The 18,827-nt window shown below is 53.0% G+C and carries 16 protein-coding genes; 9 read left to right on the top strand and 7 right to left on the bottom strand.

The annotated features are described in order from the left end of the window. Positions 1 to 173: 173 nt before the first annotated feature. The 7 genes from OGX66_RS04020 (at position 174) to OGX66_RS03990 (ending at position 8,762) form a co-directional block, all read left to right on the top strand. A complete protein-coding gene (locus OGX66_RS04020) occupies positions 174 to 782 on the top strand; it encodes a glutathione S-transferase (RefSeq protein ID WP_003024191.1) in 609 nt (202 codons plus the stop codon). Between the two features lie 98 nt (positions 783 to 880). Then, positions 881 to 2,272 (top strand): L-seryl-tRNA(Sec) selenium transferase, encoded by a 1,392-nt coding sequence (gene selA, locus OGX66_RS04015; RefSeq protein ID WP_003837664.1) that lies wholly within the window; start codon positions 881 to 883, stop codon positions 2,270 to 2,272. Further along, positions 2,269 to 4,113, top strand: a complete 1,845-nt coding sequence (selB, locus tag OGX66_RS04010) for a selenocysteine-specific translation elongation factor (RefSeq protein WP_088902963.1) — start codon at positions 2,269 to 2,271, stop codon at positions 4,111 to 4,113. The genes selA and selB overlap by 4 nt, the downstream gene beginning before the upstream one ends. A gap of 189 nt (positions 4,114 to 4,302) precedes the next feature. Continuing rightward, positions 4,303 to 5,454, top strand: a complete 1,152-nt coding sequence (yiaY, locus tag OGX66_RS04005) for an L-threonine dehydrogenase (protein WP_003844555.1) — start codon at positions 4,303 to 4,305, stop codon at positions 5,452 to 5,454. Positions 5,455 to 5,546: 92 nt separating this feature from the next. Next, on the top strand, positions 5,547 to 7,085 hold the full coding sequence (gene aldB, locus OGX66_RS04000; RefSeq protein WP_003837670.1) for an aldehyde dehydrogenase AldB: 1,539 nt from the start codon (positions 5,547 to 5,549) through the stop codon (positions 7,083 to 7,085). 211 nt (positions 7,086 to 7,296) lie between these two features. Next, positions 7,297 to 7,620, top strand: coding sequence for a DUF3302 domain-containing protein (locus tag OGX66_RS03995; RefSeq protein ID WP_003024200.1), 324 nt, complete (start codon positions 7,297 to 7,299; stop codon positions 7,618 to 7,620). Positions 7,621 to 7,625: 5 nt separating this feature from the next. Next, a complete protein-coding gene (locus tag OGX66_RS03990) occupies positions 7,626 to 8,762 on the top strand; it encodes an HlyD family secretion protein (RefSeq protein ID WP_061549525.1) in 1,137 nt (378 codons plus the stop codon). 7 nt (positions 8,763 to 8,769) lie between these two features. On the opposite strand, the gene OGX66_RS03985 is transcribed toward OGX66_RS03990, so the two are convergent. Then, positions 8,770 to 9,732, bottom strand: coding sequence for a LysR family transcriptional regulator (locus OGX66_RS03985; RefSeq protein ID WP_003844559.1), 963 nt, complete (start codon positions 9,730 to 9,732; stop codon positions 8,770 to 8,772). A gap of 121 nt (positions 9,733 to 9,853) precedes the next feature. Here OGX66_RS03985 and OGX66_RS03980 point away from each other — a divergent pair, with 121 nt between their 5' ends. Beyond that, positions 9,854 to 10,594 carry a MipA/OmpV family protein gene (locus tag OGX66_RS03980; RefSeq protein WP_003024206.1) on the top strand — a complete coding sequence of 247 codons (741 nt, stop codon included), beginning with the start codon at positions 9,854 to 9,856 and terminating at the stop codon, positions 10,592 to 10,594. A gap of 87 nt (positions 10,595 to 10,681) precedes the next feature. On the opposite strand, the gene OGX66_RS03975 is transcribed toward OGX66_RS03980, so the two are convergent. Together OGX66_RS03975 and OGX66_RS03970 are read right to left on the bottom strand one after the other, a co-directional pair. Next, complete coding sequence (locus OGX66_RS03975; protein ID WP_202580931.1) at positions 10,682 to 12,637, bottom strand: glycoside hydrolase family 127 protein; 1,956 nt, start codon at positions 12,635 to 12,637, stop codon at positions 10,682 to 10,684. Between the two features lie 10 nt (positions 12,638 to 12,647). Further along, on the bottom strand, positions 12,648 to 14,048 hold the full coding sequence (locus OGX66_RS03970; protein WP_102191052.1) for an MFS transporter: 1,401 nt from the start codon (positions 14,046 to 14,048) through the stop codon (positions 12,648 to 12,650). A 252-nt stretch (positions 14,049 to 14,300) separates the two neighbouring features. Between OGX66_RS03970 and OGX66_RS03965 the strand changes: the two genes are divergently transcribed. After that, positions 14,301 to 15,116 (top strand): helix-turn-helix domain-containing protein, encoded by an 816-nt coding sequence (locus OGX66_RS03965; RefSeq protein WP_136345988.1) that lies wholly within the window; start codon positions 14,301 to 14,303, stop codon positions 15,114 to 15,116. Between the two features lie 4 nt (positions 15,117 to 15,120). Here OGX66_RS03965 and araD read toward each other — a convergent pair whose 3' ends face one another. The 4 genes from araD to OGX66_RS03945 are packed head-to-tail and all read right to left on the bottom strand — an operon-like array spanning position 15,121 to position 18,827. After that, positions 15,121 to 15,816: an L-ribulose-5-phosphate 4-epimerase gene (gene araD, locus OGX66_RS03960; protein ID WP_003024215.1), complete on the bottom strand. Its 696-nt coding sequence runs from the start codon at positions 15,814 to 15,816 to the stop codon at positions 15,121 to 15,123. Next, complete coding sequence (locus OGX66_RS03955) at positions 15,810 to 16,670, bottom strand: L-ribulose-5-phosphate 3-epimerase (RefSeq protein WP_003024218.1); 861 nt, start codon at positions 16,668 to 16,670, stop codon at positions 15,810 to 15,812. The genes araD and OGX66_RS03955 overlap by 7 nt, the downstream gene beginning before the upstream one ends. Next, positions 16,663 to 17,325: a 3-keto-L-gulonate-6-phosphate decarboxylase UlaD gene (gene ulaD / locus OGX66_RS03950; RefSeq protein WP_270932825.1), complete on the bottom strand. Its 663-nt coding sequence runs from the start codon at positions 17,323 to 17,325 to the stop codon at positions 16,663 to 16,665. Before ulaD ends, OGX66_RS03955 begins: the two co-directional genes overlap by 8 nt. Next, positions 17,325 to 18,827, bottom strand: a complete 1,503-nt coding sequence (locus tag OGX66_RS03945; protein WP_049001510.1) for an FGGY-family carbohydrate kinase — start codon at positions 18,825 to 18,827, stop codon at positions 17,325 to 17,327. The genes ulaD and OGX66_RS03945 overlap by 1 nt, the downstream gene beginning before the upstream one ends.

Genomic DNA, 18,827 nt, shown 5'->3' with positions numbered 1-18,827 from the left:
TTGCAGAGAACCATACGTCCCGAACAATGCAGGGAAAAGTACGTTGTATAAAAAGCAGCTTAAATTCAGAAAACGTTTAGGTCATAAGTAAAACAGTAAGAATGGAAGTCATCACCTGCCATTTACGGCGACCTGAGCCATACTGATATTTTTGTTGGCAAAAAGGACCCGGCATGAAACTCATTGGCAGCTATACCAGCCCTTTTGTGCGTAAAATTTCTATTCTGTTACTGGAAAAGGGCATCACCTTCGAATTTGTGAATGAACTTCCCTATAGCGCGGATAGCGGCGTGGCGCGTTATAACCCGCTAGGAAAAGTACCCGCGTTGGTCACCGATGAGGGTGAGTACTGGTTTGACTCTCCGATCATCGCAGAATACATCGAGCTGCTGGATATTGCGCCAGCCATGCTACCGGGTGAACCGTTAGCGGCACTCAAAGTTCGTCAACTGGAAGCGTTGGCCGACGGTATTATGGATGCGGGATTAGTCTCGGTGCGCGAGCAGGCTCGCCCCGCCGCGCAGCAGTCAGAAACTGAACTGTTACGCCAGCGGGAGAAGATCACCCGCAGTCTGGATATGCTGGAAGGCTATCTGGCGGACGGTACGCTGAAAACTGATACGGTTAACCTGGCTACCATCGCGATTGCCTGTGCCGTCGGTTATCTCAATTTCCGTCGGGTCGCGCCCGGCTGGTGTGTGGACCGCCCACGTCTGGTCAAACTGGTGGAAACGCTTTTTCAACGCGAAAGTTTTGCCCGCACAGAACCGCCAAAGGCTTGATGCAGATAATACCTGCCTGAGCAAAGTCACGGTACAATCCTTCCTATATCGATAGCCCTCTCCGCGGTGGAGAGGGCCACCAACAGCCAGGCCCTTTCATGACAACCGACATGCGTTCACTCTACAGCCAGCTTCCCGCTATCGATCGTTTATTGCGCGATAGCGCCTTCCCAGCCTTACGTGAATCTCACGGTCATACCCGGGTGGTTGACCTGCTGCGTCATATGCTTGACGAAGCCAGAGATGCGATTCGCGACACGCACGCGCTCCCGGCATGGTGTGAGGACTGGGCGCAAGAAGCCAGCGCCCGGCTGGAACGAGAATCGCAAAGCGCGCTGCGTCCGGTGATTAACCTGACCGGAACGGTGCTGCATACCAACCTTGGGCGAGCGTCGCAGGCCGAAGAAGCGATCGAGGCGGTGGTGCAAGCAATGCGCACGCCAGTGACGCTGGAATATAGCCTGGATGATGCCGGACGTGGACATCGGGATCGGGCGCTGGCGGATTTACTCTGCCGTCTGACGGGAGCGGAGGACGCCTGTATCGTCAATAACAATGCGGCAGCGGTTTTACTGATGCTGGCCGCCACGGCCAACGGCAAAGAGGTGGTCGTTTCGCGCGGTGAGCTGGTGGAAATTGGCGGCGCGTTTCGTATTCCGGACGTGATGTGCCAGGCCGGATGTGTTCTGCGCGAAGTCGGTACCACCAACCGGACCCATGCGAAAGATTACCGTCAGGCGGTGAATGAAAATACCGCTCTGCTGATGAAAGTCCATACCAGTAATTACAGTATTGAAGGCTTTACGAAGTCGGTGGATGAGGCTGAGCTGGCCGCTATTGGCAAGGAAGTGGATGTGCCGGTGGTGGCGGATCTCGGCAGCGGCTCACTGGTCGATCTCAGCCAGTATGGATTACCGCAGGAGCCGATGCCGCAACAGCTGATTGCCGCTGGCGTCAGTCTGGTGAGCTTCTCTGGCGATAAATTACTGGGTGGGCCGCAGGCCGGGATTATCGTCGGTAAAAAAGAGATGATCGCTCGCTTACAGAGCCATCCGCTGAAACGCGCATTACGGGCTGATAAAATGACACTGGCTGCGCTGGAAGCGACGCTGCGGCTCTACCTGCACCCGGAAGCGCTGGCGCAGAAGTTGCCGACGTTACGCCAGCTCACTCGCTCGCAGGAGGCTGTCCACGCGCAGGCCCAACACTTACAGGCACGGCTTGCCGAGCATTACGGTGACGAATTCGCCCTGAACGTCATGCCTTGCCTGTCGCAAATTGGCAGCGGCTCGCTGCCGGTTGATAGGCTGCCCAGCGCGGCATTAACCTTTACCCCCCATGACGGGCGCGGTAGCCGCCTCGAGGCACTGGCCGCCCGTTGGCGTGCACTGCCCGTGCCGATCATTGGCCGGATTTATGATGGCCGCATGTGGCTGGATCTGCGCTGCCTTGAAGACGAGACCCGGTTTATGGAGATGATGCTGAAATGATTATTGCAACCGCCGGACACGTTGACCACGGAAAAACAACGTTATTACAGGCGATTACCGGCGTGAATGCCGACCGTCTGCCGGAAGAAAAAAAGCGCGGCATGACCATCGATCTCGGCTATGCCTACTGGCCGCAGCCGGACGGGCGGATACTGGGATTTATCGATGTACCCGGACACGAAAAGTTTCTGTCTAACATGCTGGCGGGTGTTGGCGGGATTGATCACGCGCTGCTGGTGGTGGCGTGTGATGACGGCGTGATGGCGCAAACGCGTGAGCATTTGCAAATTCTGCAACTGACGGGTAATCCGCAGATCACCGTGGCACTTACGAAAGCCGACCGCGTGGACGAAGCAAGAATTGAAGAGGTGCGTGCGGAGATTCAGGCCGCGCTGGGGAATTATGGTTTCGCGGAGTCGGTGCTTTTCGTCACTGCCGCCAGTGAAGGCCGTGGCATCGAGGAACTGCGCGAACATTTGCTGCAATTAACGTCGCGTGAGCATGCCCGCGATCACAGCTTCCGCCTGGCGATTGACCGTGCCTTTACGGTCAAAGGCGCGGGACTGGTGGTGACCGGGACGGCGCTCAGCGGTGAAGTGAATGTCGGTGACACACTGTGGCTCACGGGCGTCAACAAACCGATGCGCGTACGTAGCCTGCATGCACAAAATCAGGCCACCGATCGCGCGCAGGCGGGACAACGTATTGCGCTAAATATTGCCGGTGATGCGCAAAAAGAAGAACTTAACCGCGGCGACTGGCTGCTTGCTGATGCGCCGCCAGAGGCGTTTACCCGCGTGATTGTCTCTTTAGAACATGCCGCGCCGCTGATGCAGTGGCAACCGTTGCATATTCACCACGCGGCTAGCCACGTCACCGGGAGAATCTCGCTGCTTGAAGGGACGCTGGCGGAGCTGGTGTTTGATACACCACTCTGGCTCGCCGATAACGATCGTCTGGTGCTGCGCGATATTTCGGCTCGCACGACGCTGGCCGGTGCGCGCGTGGTCACGCTCAATCCGCCGCGTCGCGGGAAGCGTAAGCCGGAATATTTGCAGTGGCTGTCGGCGTTGGAAAACGCACAGAGTGATGGTGACGCTCTGGCGTTGCATCTGACGCGTGGAGCGGTAAATATTCCCGACTTCGCCTGGGCGCGTCAGCTCAACGGTAACGGCATGCGTCCGTTGATCGAGCAGCATGGTTTTATTCAGGCAGGATACAGTCTGTTGGATGCCACTGTTGCAGCGCGCTGGCAGCGCAAAATCCTCGATACGCTGGCGACTTACCACGCCCAGCACCGCGATGAGCCTGGACCTGGGCGCGAACGCCTGCGCCGGATGGCTTTGCCGATGGAAGATGAAGCGCTGGTCCTGCTGCTGATTGAAAAGATGCGCGAGAGCGGCGTCATCCATAGTCATCATGGCTGGCTGCATTTGCCCGATCACAAGGCCGGTTTCAGCGATGAGCAGCAGGCTATCTGGCAAAAAGCAGAACCGCTTTTTGGCGATGAGCCGTGGTGGGTGCGCGACCTGGCAAAACAGACGGGCACGGATGAGCAAATGATGCGTGTGGTGTTACGACAAGCGGCGCAGCAAGGCATCATCACCGCGATCGTGAAAGATCGTTATTACCGTAACGATCGGATAGTGGCCTTTGCCAATATGATCCGCGAACTGGATCAGGAAAGGGGATCGACATGTGCCGCTGATTTTCGCGACAGACTTAACATCGGGCGCAAATTGGCTATTCAGATTCTGGAATATTTTGACCGCATTGGTTTTACTCGCCGTCGGGGAAATGATCATTTATTGCGCGATGCATTGCTGTTCCCCGAAAAGTAATGAAACAATTAATTCAGGAATTAAATGAATTAATACAAAATAGATATTGATTGAAATAAGCACATTAGATTATGAACCTAATGTGCTTTTTAATTTTGGTTGTTATTAAAATAACAACCATGATCATATTCTGTTGGATATTTCACTCGTATGCTTCCTGACTCTTTTAGAATAATTAAGGATCGTACAATGGCTGCTTCAACATTTTTTATTCCTTCCGTGAATGTAATCGGCGCTGATTCATTAAAAGACGCAATGAATACAATGGCGGAATATGGTTTTCGCCGTACGCTGATTGTCACGGATGCCATGCTAACGAAATTAGGTATGGCTGGCGAGATTCAAAAAGCATTACAGGAACGTGATATTTTCAGCGTAATTTACGACGGTACGCATCCTAATCCCACGACCAGCAACGTTGCCGCTGGCCTGCAAATGTTGACTGAAAACGACTGTGATAGCGTTATTTCTCTCGGTGGCGGTTCTCCACACGATTGTGCAAAAGGTATTGCGCTGGTGGCGGCTAACGGTGGCGATATTCGCGATTACGAAGGTGTAGACCGTTCTGCAAAACCGCAGTTGCCGATGATCGCCATCAACACCACGGCGGGTACGGCATCTGAAATGACCCGCTTCTGCATCATCACCGATGAAGTACGCCACATTAAAATGGCGATTGTGGATAAGCACGTTACGCCGCTGCTGTCGGTTAACGACTCCTCGCTGATGGTCGGCATGCCGAAGTCTCTGACGGCGGCTACCGGTATGGATGCGTTAACCCACGCTATCGAAGCTTACGTGTCGATTGCTGCCACGCCGATTACCGATGCATGTGCGCTGAAAGCGGTCACCATGATTGCGCAAAACCTGCCGGTCGCCGTTGAAGAGGGCAGTAATGCTCAGGCGCGCGAAGCCATGGCCTATGCGCAGTTCCTCGCAGGTATGGCCTTTAACAATGCCTCTCTTGGCTACGTGCATGCAATGGCGCACCAGCTGGGTGGCTTCTACGATCTGCCACACGGAGTATGTAATGCCGTACTGCTGCCGCATGTACAGGTATTTAATAGTAAAGTTGCTGCCGCCCGCCTGCGCGATTGCGCCTCGGCAATGGGTGTGAACGTTGCTGGTCTGAGCGAAGAGCAAGGGGCAGAAGCCTGCATCGCGGCGATCCGCGAACTGGCGCAGAAAGTGAATATTCCGGCCGGTCTGCGTGAGCTGAACGTGAAGGAAGAAGATTTTGCCGTTCTGGCGACTAATGCCCTGAAAGATGCCTGTGGTTTCACTAACCCGATTCAGGCGACACATGAAGAAATCATGGCGATTTATCGTGCTGCCATGTAATTCGTGATACCTGTCGTAAAGCAGTAAAAGGCTGGCGAATAATTCGCCAGTCCCGTCTACCCTTGTAGTACCCCTACAGCAAGGAGACGGTCATGACCAATAACCCCCCTTCAACGCGTATTTACCCCGGCGAGTATGGTTACCCCCTGAAGTTAAAAGCCCGATACGATAACTTTATCGGTGGTGACTGGGTCGCCCCGGTGGACGGCGAGTATTACCAAAACCTGACGCCGGTAACCGGGCAATTACTGTGCGAAGTGGCCTCTTCCGGCAAAAAGGACATCGATTTGGCACTGGATGCCGCGCATAAAGTAAAAGATAAATGGGCGCAGACTTCCGTGCAGGACAGGGCGGCGATTTTGTTCAAAATTGCCGATCGTATGGAGCAAAATCTGGAGCTGCTGGCAACGGCTGAAACCTGGGATAACGGTAAACCCATCCGCGAAACCAGCGCGGCCGATGTGCCGCTGGCAATTGACCATTTCCGCTATTTTGCCTCCTGTATTCGTGCGCAGGAAGGGGGAATCAGCGAGGTTGATAGCGAAACCGTGGCTTATCACTTCCATGAACCTCTTGGCGTGGTAGGGCAAATTATCCCGTGGAACTTCCCGCTGCTGATGGCCAGCTGGAAGATGGCACCCGCGCTGGCGGCGGGTAACTGCGTGGTGCTGAAACCCGCGCGCCTGACGCCGCTGTCCGTACTGTTGCTGATGGAAGTCATCGGCGATCTGCTCCCGCCTGGCGTGGTGAACGTGGTAAACGGCGCGGGTGGGGAGATCGGTGAGTATCTGGCGACGTCAAAACGTATTGCGAAAGTGGCGTTTACCGGCTCAACGGAAGTTGGGCAGCAGATCATGCAGTACGCCACGCAGAACATTATTCCTGTCACGCTGGAACTGGGCGGGAAATCACCCAATATCTTCTTCGCGGACGTGATGGATGAAGAAGATGCGTTCTTTGACAAAGCGCTGGAAGGTTTTGCATTGTTTGCCTTCAACCAGGGCGAAGTGTGTACCTGTCCGAGTCGTGCGCTGGTTCAGGAATCCATTTATGAACGTTTTATGGAAAGAGCCATTCGTCGGGTGGAAAGTATCCGTAGCGGCAACCCGTTAGACAGCGTGACGCAAATGGGCGCGCAGGTGTCGCATGGTCAACTGGAAACTATTCTGAATTACATCGACATTGGTAAGAAAGAAGGAGCAGATGTTCTCACCGGCGGGCGGCGCAAGCAGCTGGATGGCGAGTTAAAAGAGGGGTACTACCTCGAACCAACCATTCTGTTTGGTAAGAACAACATGCGGGTTTTCCAGGAGGAGATCTTCGGGCCGGTGCTGGCTGTCACAACGTTTAAAACCATGGAAGAGGCGCTGGAAATCGCTAATGACACCCAATATGGGCTTGGCGCTGGTGTCTGGAGTCGTAATGGAAATCTGGCGTACAAAATGGGACGTGGGATTCAGGCGGGGCGAGTTTGGACCAACTGTTACCATGCGTATCCGGCACATGCGGCGTTTGGTGGCTATAAGCAGTCGGGCATCGGGCGCGAGACGCATAAGATGATGCTTGAACATTATCAGCAAACCAAGTGCCTGTTGGTGAGCTACTCTGATAAACCACTGGGGCTGTTTTAATTTCACGTCTCTTACTGCCCGGTCGCGTTTAGCGTACCGGGCATCAAGTTATGTCCTGCAGCTCGAAAGACGACGTGTATATATAGAAACCCATATATCGTTATATAAATAAGAAAATTGCATCCAGTCTGGTCATTCCAATACTATTATCAACTCTATTGTTTAAATCAAATTGCATCTGAATTCCTTAATTTAAATCCCTGAGGCAAATATGTTCCTTAATTATTTTGCATTAGGAGTGCTTATTTTTGTATTCCTGGTCATTTTTTACGGGATTATTATTCTGCATGATATTCCCTATCTAATTGCAAAGAAACGTAACCACCCCCATGCCGACGCAATACATGTTGCGGGTTGGGTTAGTTTGTTTACCTTACATGTTATTTGGCCCTTTTTATGGATCTGGGCAACGCTTTATCGTCCGGAGCGCGGATGGGGTATGCAGAGCGCGGATTCTTCCCTGATCCAGCTTCAGGCAAGGGTTGCGGATCTGGAAAAGAAACTGGGTGAGGCCAAGACCTCTCCGGCGGAGTAATATCGATGGATTTACTAATTGTTCTGACCTATGTGGCGTGTGCATGGTCAATATTTAAAGTTTTTAAAATTCCTGTAAATAAATGGACAGTTCCTACCGCAGCATTAGGCGGTATATTCATTGTTTGCGGGCTTATATTACTGATGAATTATAACCATCCGTATACCTTTAAAGCACAAAAGGCGGTAATTTCTATTCCCGTGGTGCCGCAGGTAACGGGTGTAGTGACAGAAGTGACGGATAAGAAGAATACGCTAATCAAAAAAGGCGAGGTTCTGTTTAAGCTTAATCCAGGGCGTTATCAGGCACGGGTCGATCGCCTGAAAGCTGATATTGTCACCGCACAGCATAAAGAGCAGGCTCTGGTTGCGCAGTTAGACGAAATGAAAGCCAACACGCAGCGGGCAAAGGCCACGCGTGACAAACTGGCAAAAGATTACCAGCGCTATGCGCAGGGTAGTCAGGCGAAGGTGAATCCTTTTTCTGAACGCGATATTGATGCGGCGCGGCAAAACTATCTGGCGCAGGAAGCGTCGGTGAAATCTTCCGTCGCGGAGCAGCAACAAATCCAGAGTCAGTTAGACAGCCTGATACTGGGCGAGAATTCGCAAATTGCCAGCCTGAAAGCGCAGTTAGCCGAAGCGGAGTTCAACCTGGACCAGACGGTGGTTCGCGCGCCCAGCGATGGCTATGTTACGCAGGTGCTGATGCGCCCGGGAACCTATGCCGCCGCGCTGCCGATGCGTCCGGTGATGGTATTCATCCCGGATCAAAAAAGGCAAATTATCGCCCAGTTCCGTCAGAACTCGCTGCTGCGTCTGGAACCTGGCGATGAAGCGGAAGTGGTATTTAACGCGCTGCCGGGTAAGGTATTCAGCGGTAAACTGGCTGCAATTAGTCCGGCAGTGCCGGGCGGGACATACCAGTCGAATGGGGCGCTGCAATCCTTAAATTCTACGCCCGGTTCGGAAGGGGTGATCGCCACGATTGAGCTGAATGATAATGCGGAGGTTAGCGCGTTACCTGATGGGATCTACGCGCAGGTCGCGGTTTATTCTGACCACTTCGAACATGTGTCCGTCATGCGCAAAGTCTTGTTGCGCATGACCAGTTGGGTGCATTACCTGTATCTCGATCATTAAACTCAGGCTATTTTGCTTGCTCAGTCTGCTGATCCAGCGACTGAGCAAGCTGCCGGCGAATCTCCGCCAACATCTCATCAAGAATAAACTGTACCCGCCATGGCTGATATTCACGTTTGCGGAAAATCGCCACCAGATCCAGCCACCATTCATGCTGTCCGGAGAAACACGGAACCAGCCCGTTAGGCTGACTTTCTTTTTGTACGCTCGCCTTGGGTGCAAAAACAATGCCCAGATGGTTTCGCGCCAACGACAACGCAGATTGCGTATTGTCGCAAACATAGTTACCCGTTACGCGGTAATCATGCATCTCTTTACCACCGGGGGAAGAGAATCGCCAAATGTTAGCATCATCAATCATCATGGAATCAATCAGAATACAGGAGTGATGCTCAAGTTCTTCAGGAGTGCTGATGGGATGTTGGGCCAGATATTGATTACTGGCGAAAGCGGTAACTACATATTTGGTAATAAAACTGGCGACCAAAGATTCATCTTTTGGATGTGCATAAGTAATTAAAACATCACAGTCATCAGGAAATTCGACTCCTTCATAAAAGGCTTTACGTTCCAGGTTATAGGTTTTTAGCACCAGACTGATATCGCCAATATCCATAATTTTTGCAATAACATGTTGCGATAAGTAAGCGATAATTCCGGTTGGTGCATATACCGTTACTTTTCCACGTTTCTCGTGCTTATAATCAGCAATGAAATTATTTAACTGCTCGTTTCTGTCTAACATGTCATTGATGTAAGGAAGTAACGCTATACCAAACGGCGTGAGGGTCAGTTGCCGGGTGGTGCGGTCAAACACCTTTAATCCAACTTTTGATTCAAAATCAGCAAGATATTTACTGACGTTGGCCTGTGCGATGCCGAGAACAGTCGCGGCATGACTGATATTTTCACTGGCAGCGATTACCGAAATAATCTTCAGCTCCCGGTGTTTAAGTTGTAATTTATTCATCGCCAAGCCCAATATATATAATTTTTTATATATTACTATATAAATATGAACCTTGCATCGATGAAATTGTAAGCATTATTATGCACCAGTTTTGTAGCTTATTTTAAAATGGAATGTTGGCATGTTAATTAAACACAATATTGTGGCACTGCTCGCCTTTTCTTTTATGGCGAGTGCAACTGCCGCAGAGTTTTCTATTGGCGCTGGTGCTGTATATAATGAATCACCTTATCGCGGGTATAATGATAATGTTCACGCAGTACCGCTGGTCAGTTACGAAAGTGAATCATTTTATTTTAGGCAAACAACGCTAGGTTATATTTTGTCTAAGAGTGAAAGTAATGAATTTAGTATTACTGCCTCTTATATGCCGCTTGAGTTTGATCCCGGCGATAATGACGATCATGCGATGAAAAAGCTGGATAAGCGTGACGCAACTGCAATGGCGGGTGCCGCGTGGTATCACCATGAAAGATGGGGTAGCGTGAAAGTCTCCGCCGCTGCGGATGTGCTGGACAACAGTAATGGCTGGGTAGGGGAAGTTTCACTGTTCCGTCCAATGCCGATGGGCAAGCTGACGCTGACGCCATCGATTGGCGTGCTCTACTATGACGAAAACTTCAATGAATACTACTACGGCATATCGGGTAATGAGTCCCGTCGTAGTGGCTTATCAAGCTATTCCCCAGGCGATAGCTGGACACCGTATGTTGGCCTGTCCGCTAAATACGCATTGACCACTAACCTGACGCTGCTGGCAAGCGCCAATTATAGCGCACTGCCGGATGACATTAAAAATAGCCCGATGGTAGATCGCGATGACAGCTTTACCTTTATGTCCGGTCTGACCTGGCGTTTCTGATTCTCACCCGTTTGTCCTCAGGGAGGAGGGCAATCTTTTCATGAGACATTGACGGATGGGGGCTAACCGCCGCCATCCGCCTTATTATTACTGCTCGTTTATCCAGATACGCATTTCGCCTTCACCACGGTTTGCCCAGCTAAACCACGGAATAAACGTCAATGTATGCGCCTGACGCGAAGTTGGGGAAACATCATAGTGCCACAACGATTGTTGTGCTGCATCGGCTGCACTTTGCTTCACACCTTCAGCCTGAATTAACATTTTATGGCTGAACAATCCCTTACCTTCGAATACTCTGAACTCACTCTCTTTTGGCAACCACAGATTATGCAATTCCTCGCCGTTGTCGGCCTGCTCCAGGCAATATACCAGTGGCCCACGCTGAATGGCGACCTTACCGGCAACATGACGCACTAATGGATTTCCGTATACCCGACGCACCGGCATTGGCAGGGTCAAACTGAGCGTATCGCCTTCCTGCCAGGTTCGACTGATGTGCAAATAGCCTTTGCGAATATCCTGCTCAACCGACTGACCATTCAACAAAACCTGCGGCGCGGAGCACCAGTCTGGCAGGCGCAGAGCCAGGGTGTGATAAACCGACTGCGGTGATTCGATGGTGATTTTTACCTGCTCATGCCATGGGTAATCTCCGCTAATACGCAGTTTAAGCGAGCCGTTTACAACAGGGACCTCCATGCTATTGCCCACGTACATATTGATATACAGCGCGTCCTGACGCGGTGTATAGATGTAGTGACCAATTGAGGTTAACACGCGGGCGATATTCGGCGGGCAACAGGCGCAGCCAAACCAGCGCTGACGAACGGGTTTCACGTGGTCATAAATATGATTGAATTTTAATGATTTAGGATGTACTTCCAGCGGGTTCACATAGAAGAAGTGCTTGCCATCGAGCGCCATCCCGCCCAATACGGTATTATACAGGGCGCGCTCCATCACGTTGGCATACTGGCTGTCGGCTTCCATTTCCAGCATTCTGCGGGCGAACATCATCAGGCCGATAGAGGCGCAGCTTTCCGCATACACGGAGTCGTTGGGCAGATCGTAATCGCAGCTAAACGCCTCGCCGCTGCTTTGTGAACCGATCCCGCCGGTAATGTACAACTGGCGCTGGGCCATGTTTTTCCACAGACGCAGGCAATCCTGACGCTTGCCTTCGTCCTGGCTTAAGCGTGCCAGATGAGCGACGCCGGTCATCAGGTAGACAAAGCGCACCGCATGCCCGATCGCCGTTTGCTGTTCTGAAATGGGCTGATGAGCCTGGCTATAGGGTTTATCCTTCACCATCCATGCCGGACCGTAAGTATGCCAGTAAGAGGTTTGGCCGCGCTTTTCGTACTCTTCGTCATAGAAATGGGGCTGTGCGCCGCGCTGTTCCACAAAGTAATTTACCAGCGCCATATAGCGTGGTTGCTGGGTCACTTCGTATAAGCGCATTAACGCCAGCTCGATCTCCGGGTGTCCTGGGTAGCCGCGCAGTTGATTCTCCCCGAGTCCAAACACGCTGTCGATGTGATCTGCCAGGCGACACACCACCTCTAACAGACGGCGTTTACCCGTCGCCTGAAAGAACGCGACGCCTGCTTCGATCAAATGACCTGCACAGTACAACTCATGACACTCAGCGAGGTTGCTCCAGCGTTCATCCGGTGCTTTCACTGTGAAGTACGTATTGAGATAGCCATCTTCGCACTGGGCGGCCGCCACCAGTTCAATGACTTCATCGGCCGTTTTTTCAAGTTCCGCATCGGGTTTCTGGCACAGGGACCAGGCAACGGCCTCCAGCCACTTTGCTACGTCGCTATCCTGAAAAACCATGCCGTAAAATTCGCCATCCTGCAGGCCCGCGGCGATACGGAAATTCTCTATCGCATGACTTGGTTCCGCCTCTGCAATGCGGTCATTGAGCGCATCCCATTGATAGGGGATCACCACGTCACGCACCAACTGCTGATATTGTCCGAGGAACGGATCGCTGACGGTGAGCTTATGCAGGTCGACTTCCAGTACGTTCATTTCGTGCTCCTTAAGGCTGTACATGACGCTGACGCAGATCGGTGGCAATGCGCGACATCATCGGATTATTGAGTTTGCAGATGCGGATGGACAGCGCCAACAGCAGGTGGAACAGTGCGGGAAGCAGCGTCTCCATCGCGGTAATTCCTTGCAGCGAGCTGGCGGTTTGGTTACCAGCGCCTGGCTGATAGGCGACAAAAATAAACAGCAGGCTGATGATCCCCGCACTTGAGGCCCAGGCCAGCTTGATGAAAAACAGATTGAAGGCGAAATTCATGCCGGAGGAACGTACGCCGGTTTTCCACTCGCCGTAATCGTCGGCGAAGGCCATCAGTGAGAAGTGCAACGGCAGCGTGAAGCCTAAAATAATGCCGTTACCGAGGATGACTGCCAGCCACAGCGTCTGATAAGCCGGGCCGGTTGGCAGGAACCACATCAGTATCGCCAGGGCCGTCAGCACCAGATTGGTGTAGTAATAGAGTTTGACGGTATCGATGCGGCGGGTCAGGGGGCTGACAATCACTGAACCGATGATGGACGCGAAAGTGACCATGGTGAAAAACAGCGACGTATAGGCGGTGCTGCCTTCCAGCACGTAGGTAATAAAATACATGTACCCGCCGCCGCGAATATTAAAGACGTTGATCAGCAGGAAAGACATTACCAGCATCAACAATAGCTGATCGTTTTTGCGCAGCCCTCCAATGTGTTCACGCAGGGTAAATTTCCCCATCATCGCCAGCGGTACACGCTCGCGAACCCAGAAGAAACAGCACAGGAACATCACCACCGCGATGGCACACAGGATGCCCACGCCAAACTGATAACCCTGTGCGGCATTGCCCTGACCCAGAATATCCACCATCCACGGCAGACCAACGGAAACCAGGAATCCCGCCACGCCGCACAGCACAAAGCGCCAGGACTGACAGGCGATCACCTCGTTATGGCGGGTCGTCATGGTGTTGATCAGCGCACAATACGGTACGTTGATGGCGGTATAGCCGACAGAGAGCAGGAGATAGGTGCCGAATGCCCAGGCGATCTTGACCCCCATGCTGGTGTCCGGGACGGTAAAAGTGAGCACGCCAATAATACCGATCGGAATCGCAACCCACAGTTGCCACGGGCGAAAGCGCCCCCAGCGGCTTTGCGTACGGTCGGCTAGCACACCCATGATGGGGTCGGAAATGGCGTCAAATACACGCAGGGCAATAAATAATGTGCCGACCAGCGCAGGCGTTAACCCGAAGACATCGGTGTAGAAAAATGTCAGGAAGTTCATGATCAGGCAGGTAATTACTGTCCCGCCAGCATCGCCTAGTCCATAACCAATTTTTTCACGCAGGGATAATTTGTCGTCCTGGGCACGCTGTGCCAAATCAGATGTTGTAATCGGAGCCGAAGTCATAAATAACTCCCGGAGAGGATGTTCAGAAAGTATCCCGCTACGTTGCGGGTTATTTGTTTGTAATTTGCAAAATACGTTATTTATTCTGCACGAAATGTTTGGGTCAACAAGGGAAGAGAAAAGTATAAAAAGATGACAATTCCGACTTCATTATAAAAATGTGATTTCGATCCGGCGGAAAGCAGGTTTATCGTGAATAATCAATGATAAAGATCGGTTTAAATAATGTAGAAAGCGGGAATTTGAATATATATGCTCGAATTATCCATGTCTCTTCCGATTAAAGTGCAAAATGGTGGGCTATTTATTTCCCGGGGCGTGGGCAGTCATCCTGCGCGACGATTGCAATCCTGGGAAATTATCTTTGTTGAAAAAGGGACATTAACGATTCGCGAAGGCCAGACAGTTTTTTGCGTGAATGCCGGAGAAAGTTTGCTGCTGTGGCCGCAGCGCTTGCATATTGGCGTTGGGCAATTTCCGGCTGATTTGAAATTTTACTGGCTGCATTTTGAGGTGACGGCAGAAAACGACGCATCAATAACGGAACCGTTACTTGCTATCCCTCAACATACCCGGGTGGGCGAGCCCCAATATATTATTTCGCTGTTTCGCCAGTTCTTACGCGAGCAGGAAAATATTCATCGCAGCATGGCGCTGGAACTGATCCTGCTGCTGATTTTGCAGCAAATATCCGCAGCCGCCTGCGAGCAACCTGTCGACAGCCCCGGGAATGCGTTGGCCTGGAAAGCGCAGCAAATCATTCACACCCGGTTCCACCTGCCGATTTCCGCCTCAACGTTGGCGAAAGAGCTGCATTGCAATGCGGATTATCTGGGGCGCGTTTTCCGTGGCGCTTTCCGGCTGACGCTAACCGAAGCGTTGCACCGTCAGCGGGTAAGGGCGGCAGAAAAACTGTTAATCAGCGATTCGCTGTCGCTAACCGAGGTGGCGATGAAATGTGGATTTAATGATGTGGGTTATTTTCGCAAAATATTCCACAAGCACACCAGCCTGACGCCCGCGGCGTGGAAACGGCGCTATTGCAAAGAACATATCAATAGCGCCTGACCCGTTATTGTCCGTAATACGCATTCGCCCCGTGTTTGCGCAGATAATGTTTATCCAGCAACTCAGACTGCATATCCGGCAACTGCGGGGCTAACTGGCGAGAGAACAACCCCATGTAGGCGCACTCTTCGAGCACCACAGCGTTATGCACCGCGTCTGCGGCGTCTTTACCCCAGGCGAACGGTCCGTGGGAGTGCACCAATACCGCCGGAACCTGCAGCGGATTGAGATCGCGCTGCTCGAAGGTCTGAATGATCACCTCTCCGGTTTGATATTCATATTCGCCGTTGATCTCTTCAGCGGTCATTAGACGCGTACACGGAATAGAACCATAGAAATAATCGGCATGCGTGGTGCCCCATGCAGGGAGATCCAGACCCGCCTGCGACCAGATCGTCGCGTGGCGAGAATGGGTATGGACGATCCCGCCGATCTGTGGATAACGACGATACAGCGCCAGATGGGTTGGCGTGTCGGACGACGGTTTTTTGTTGCCTTCCACTACGTTGCCGCTGGCAATATCCACTACCACCATGTCGTCGGCGGTCATCACCTCATATTCCACGCCGGATGGCTTAATCACCATCAGTTTACGTGTTTCATCCACTGCGCTGACGTTGCCCCAGGTAAAGGTGACTAAGCCATGAGCCGGGAGCGCCAGGTTTGCCGCCAGCACCTCGGCTTTCAGTTGTTCTAACATGGAAATCCTCCTTCCTGCATGCGTGCTTCTATCCAGCGCCGTGCCTGGATAATTTCCAGTACCGGCTCCTTCGCTTTTTCAGTCCACATTTCAATCAGAAACGACCCGCGATAGTTCAGCTGATGCAGCGTTTTGAAGATGCCAACAAAGTCCACGCACCCTTCGCCAAACGGCACATCGCGAAACTGGCCCGGATGAGTTTCGGTTACCGGCAGCGTGTCTTTCAGATGGATAGCAGCGATGCGGTCAATGCCCAGCGTCAATTCGGCAGTGACGTCATTCCCCCAGGCGCTGAGGTTGCCCACGTCCGGATAAACGGTGAACCACGGCGATGACAGCATTTCATCCCACTTTTTCCACTTGCTGATCGAGTTCATAAACGCGGTATCCATGATTTCTACCGCCAGCATCACCTGCGCGGCAGCGGCTTGCTCGACTGCCCATGCCAGCCCTTCGGCAAAGCGCTGCTGCGTTCCTGCGTCATGTTCTTCGTAATAGACGTCGTAACCAGCCAGTTGAATAGTGCGGATACCCAGATCGCGCGCCAGACGAATGGCTTTGCTCATTATTTCTCGCGCCCGCTCACGCACGGCTTCATCGCGGCTGCCAAAGGGAAAACGACGGTGGGCGGACAAGCACATTGATGGGATCGCCACGCCGGTTTCCAGCATCGCGCTCACCAGCGATGCGCGCTGAGCCGGACTCCAGTCGAGACGCGACAGACGTTCATCGGTTTCATCCACCGACATCTCGACGAAATCAAAACCGCAGCTTTTTGCCAGCACCAGCCGTTCCGGCCAGGAGAGGTCTTTCGCCAGCGCTTTTTCATAGATACCTAATGGATGATTACGCATGCTGTGTTCCCCAGATGGCGTCGATTTGCGCATGGAATTCGCCAGCAACCTGCGCTGGGTTTTGCGCTCCCGCCAGCGCGCGCCCGGCAATAAAAGCTTTGACGTTAATATCGCGAAACAACGACAGATCGGCGGGCGTGATCCCACCGGTAATCGACAGTTCCAGACCAATATCAGAAAGCGCCTTCATACGCGCCAGGTCTGCTTCTCCCCACAGTTGTCCGCTGGCCTGAGCATCGCGGCCACGATGGTAAATCGCCTGGCGAACGCCAACGCGATACCAGTCGCGGGCATCATCCAGCGTCCAGTTGCCGAACAGCTCCATCTGAATTTCGCCGCCGCAGGACTGCGCGATGCCATGACCTTTCTCTACCGTCGCCAGCGGCGCAGCACAGATAATGGTCATCCAGTTTGCACCTGCTCCAAAGGCTTGCTGCGCGAGGGTTTCGCCCGCATCGGCCACTTTCCAGTCGGCGACGATGATTTTAGTCGGGCACTGGGCACGCAGTGCTTTCACGGCGCTCAGTCCTTCGGTTAAGCAGAGAATCGTCCCCGCTTCAACGATATCGACGTTCTCTTGTAGCAGCGCGACGTCGCGTTGTGCGGCTTCAAGGCTGGTGTGGTCGAGCGCCAGTTGCAGTAATGGTCGACTCATCATTCGTGCTCCTTAATGCGGGCGTGGTAGCCCTGTAGTGCGGTAATTAAATCCAGGTATTGGCGGTATTTACGCTGGTAGCTCGACTGCGCGGCGGCGTCCGGCAATAGCGTGCGCACCGGGTGCTGTAGGCTGCGCTGGGCGTCGCTGAAGTTGGAATAAACGCCGGTGCCGACGCGGGCGGCGAGCGCAGCGCCAAAGCAACCGGTCTCTTCAATCTGCGGCAATTCGATACGTAAACCGCTGACGTCTGCCAGCATTTGCATCCAGATGTCGGAGTGCGCCGGACCGCCAGTGACGCGCAGGGTATGCGCCTTCGTAAAACGTTCGCGCATGCGGTTGAGGTGGGTCATGTGGCTAAAAACCACGCCTTCGTAGATGGCCTGTAATAAGTGGGCGCGAGTGTGTATTGCCTGCATGCCATAAAAGCCGCTGGTCATCTCCAGCCCGGCGTTGCTGCCGTACAAAAAGGGCAGGAAGAAAAGCTCGCTACCGGCTTTCGGTAAGCTGGCGACGGCCTGATTGATCTCAGCAAAAGAGAGTTCGCCCCACTGGGCGGTAAACCATTCCAGATTGCCGGAAGAGGTCGGGCTAGCTTCGTGAACGATGTACTGCCCGTCGTTGACATAGCGCCCATAAACATAGGGATGGGCCTCGTGGTCGCGCAGACCGTGAGCGATCCCGCTGGTGACGGCCCAGGTACCCATCACCGCGTTGAGGGTGTATTCATCTTCGATACCGGCGCAGAGTGCGGTGGAAACCACATCAAACAGTCCGCCGACGACGGGCGTGCCCGCCGCCAGACCGGTTATGGCGGCTGTCTGAGCGGTGATTTCCCCGCATATTTCTGCTGAACCGACAATCGGTGGTAGCGCATTGTCGATCTCACTGATGCCCAGCCACTGGGTCAGGCGCGAGTCGTACTGACCCGAAGCCATGTTGTAGAGGTTCGACTCGGAAATATTGCTCTCTTCACAGCCTTTGACGCCGGTTAAGCACCAGCGCAGATAGTCATGGCCCATCATGACGCAGCCAATTTGCGCGTAACGGTGAGGTTGATTCTCTTTCACCCAGCGCAGCAATGATGCCGGATGCCCGGTCCACAATGTCTGGCGGGTGACCGGGTAGAGCTGCTCAGGGATCCCATCCTGCTGCCAGCGCTGAACGATGTCCATCGCCCGGCGGTCGGAAGAGAGGATGGCATTGCCCAGCGGTTTATCCTGCTTATCGAGAAGGAACAGGCCTTTGCCCTGAGCGGAAATACCGACGCCTTTGATTTGATCGCCGCAGACGCCGGTGCGCGCTAACAGCCCGGCGATCGTGGCTACACATTGTTGCCACAACTGGTGCATATCGCGTTCGGCGTAACCGGGCAATGGCGATGCGGTCTGCAACGATTGCCGGTTAATGCCATGTTCATGACCTTTGGCGTCATACAACCCGGCTTTCAGATACGTACCGCCACAATCAATACCCAGCCAGAAGGTCTCTTTCTCACTCAT

The organism is Citrobacter sp. Cf072 (assembly GCF_030334485.1).
Taxonomy (GTDB): Bacteria; Pseudomonadota; Gammaproteobacteria; order Enterobacterales; family Enterobacteriaceae; genus Citrobacter; species Citrobacter freundii.
Note: the sequence above shows the minus strand (reverse complement) of the source record. Positions and strands in the feature narration are given on the sequence as shown.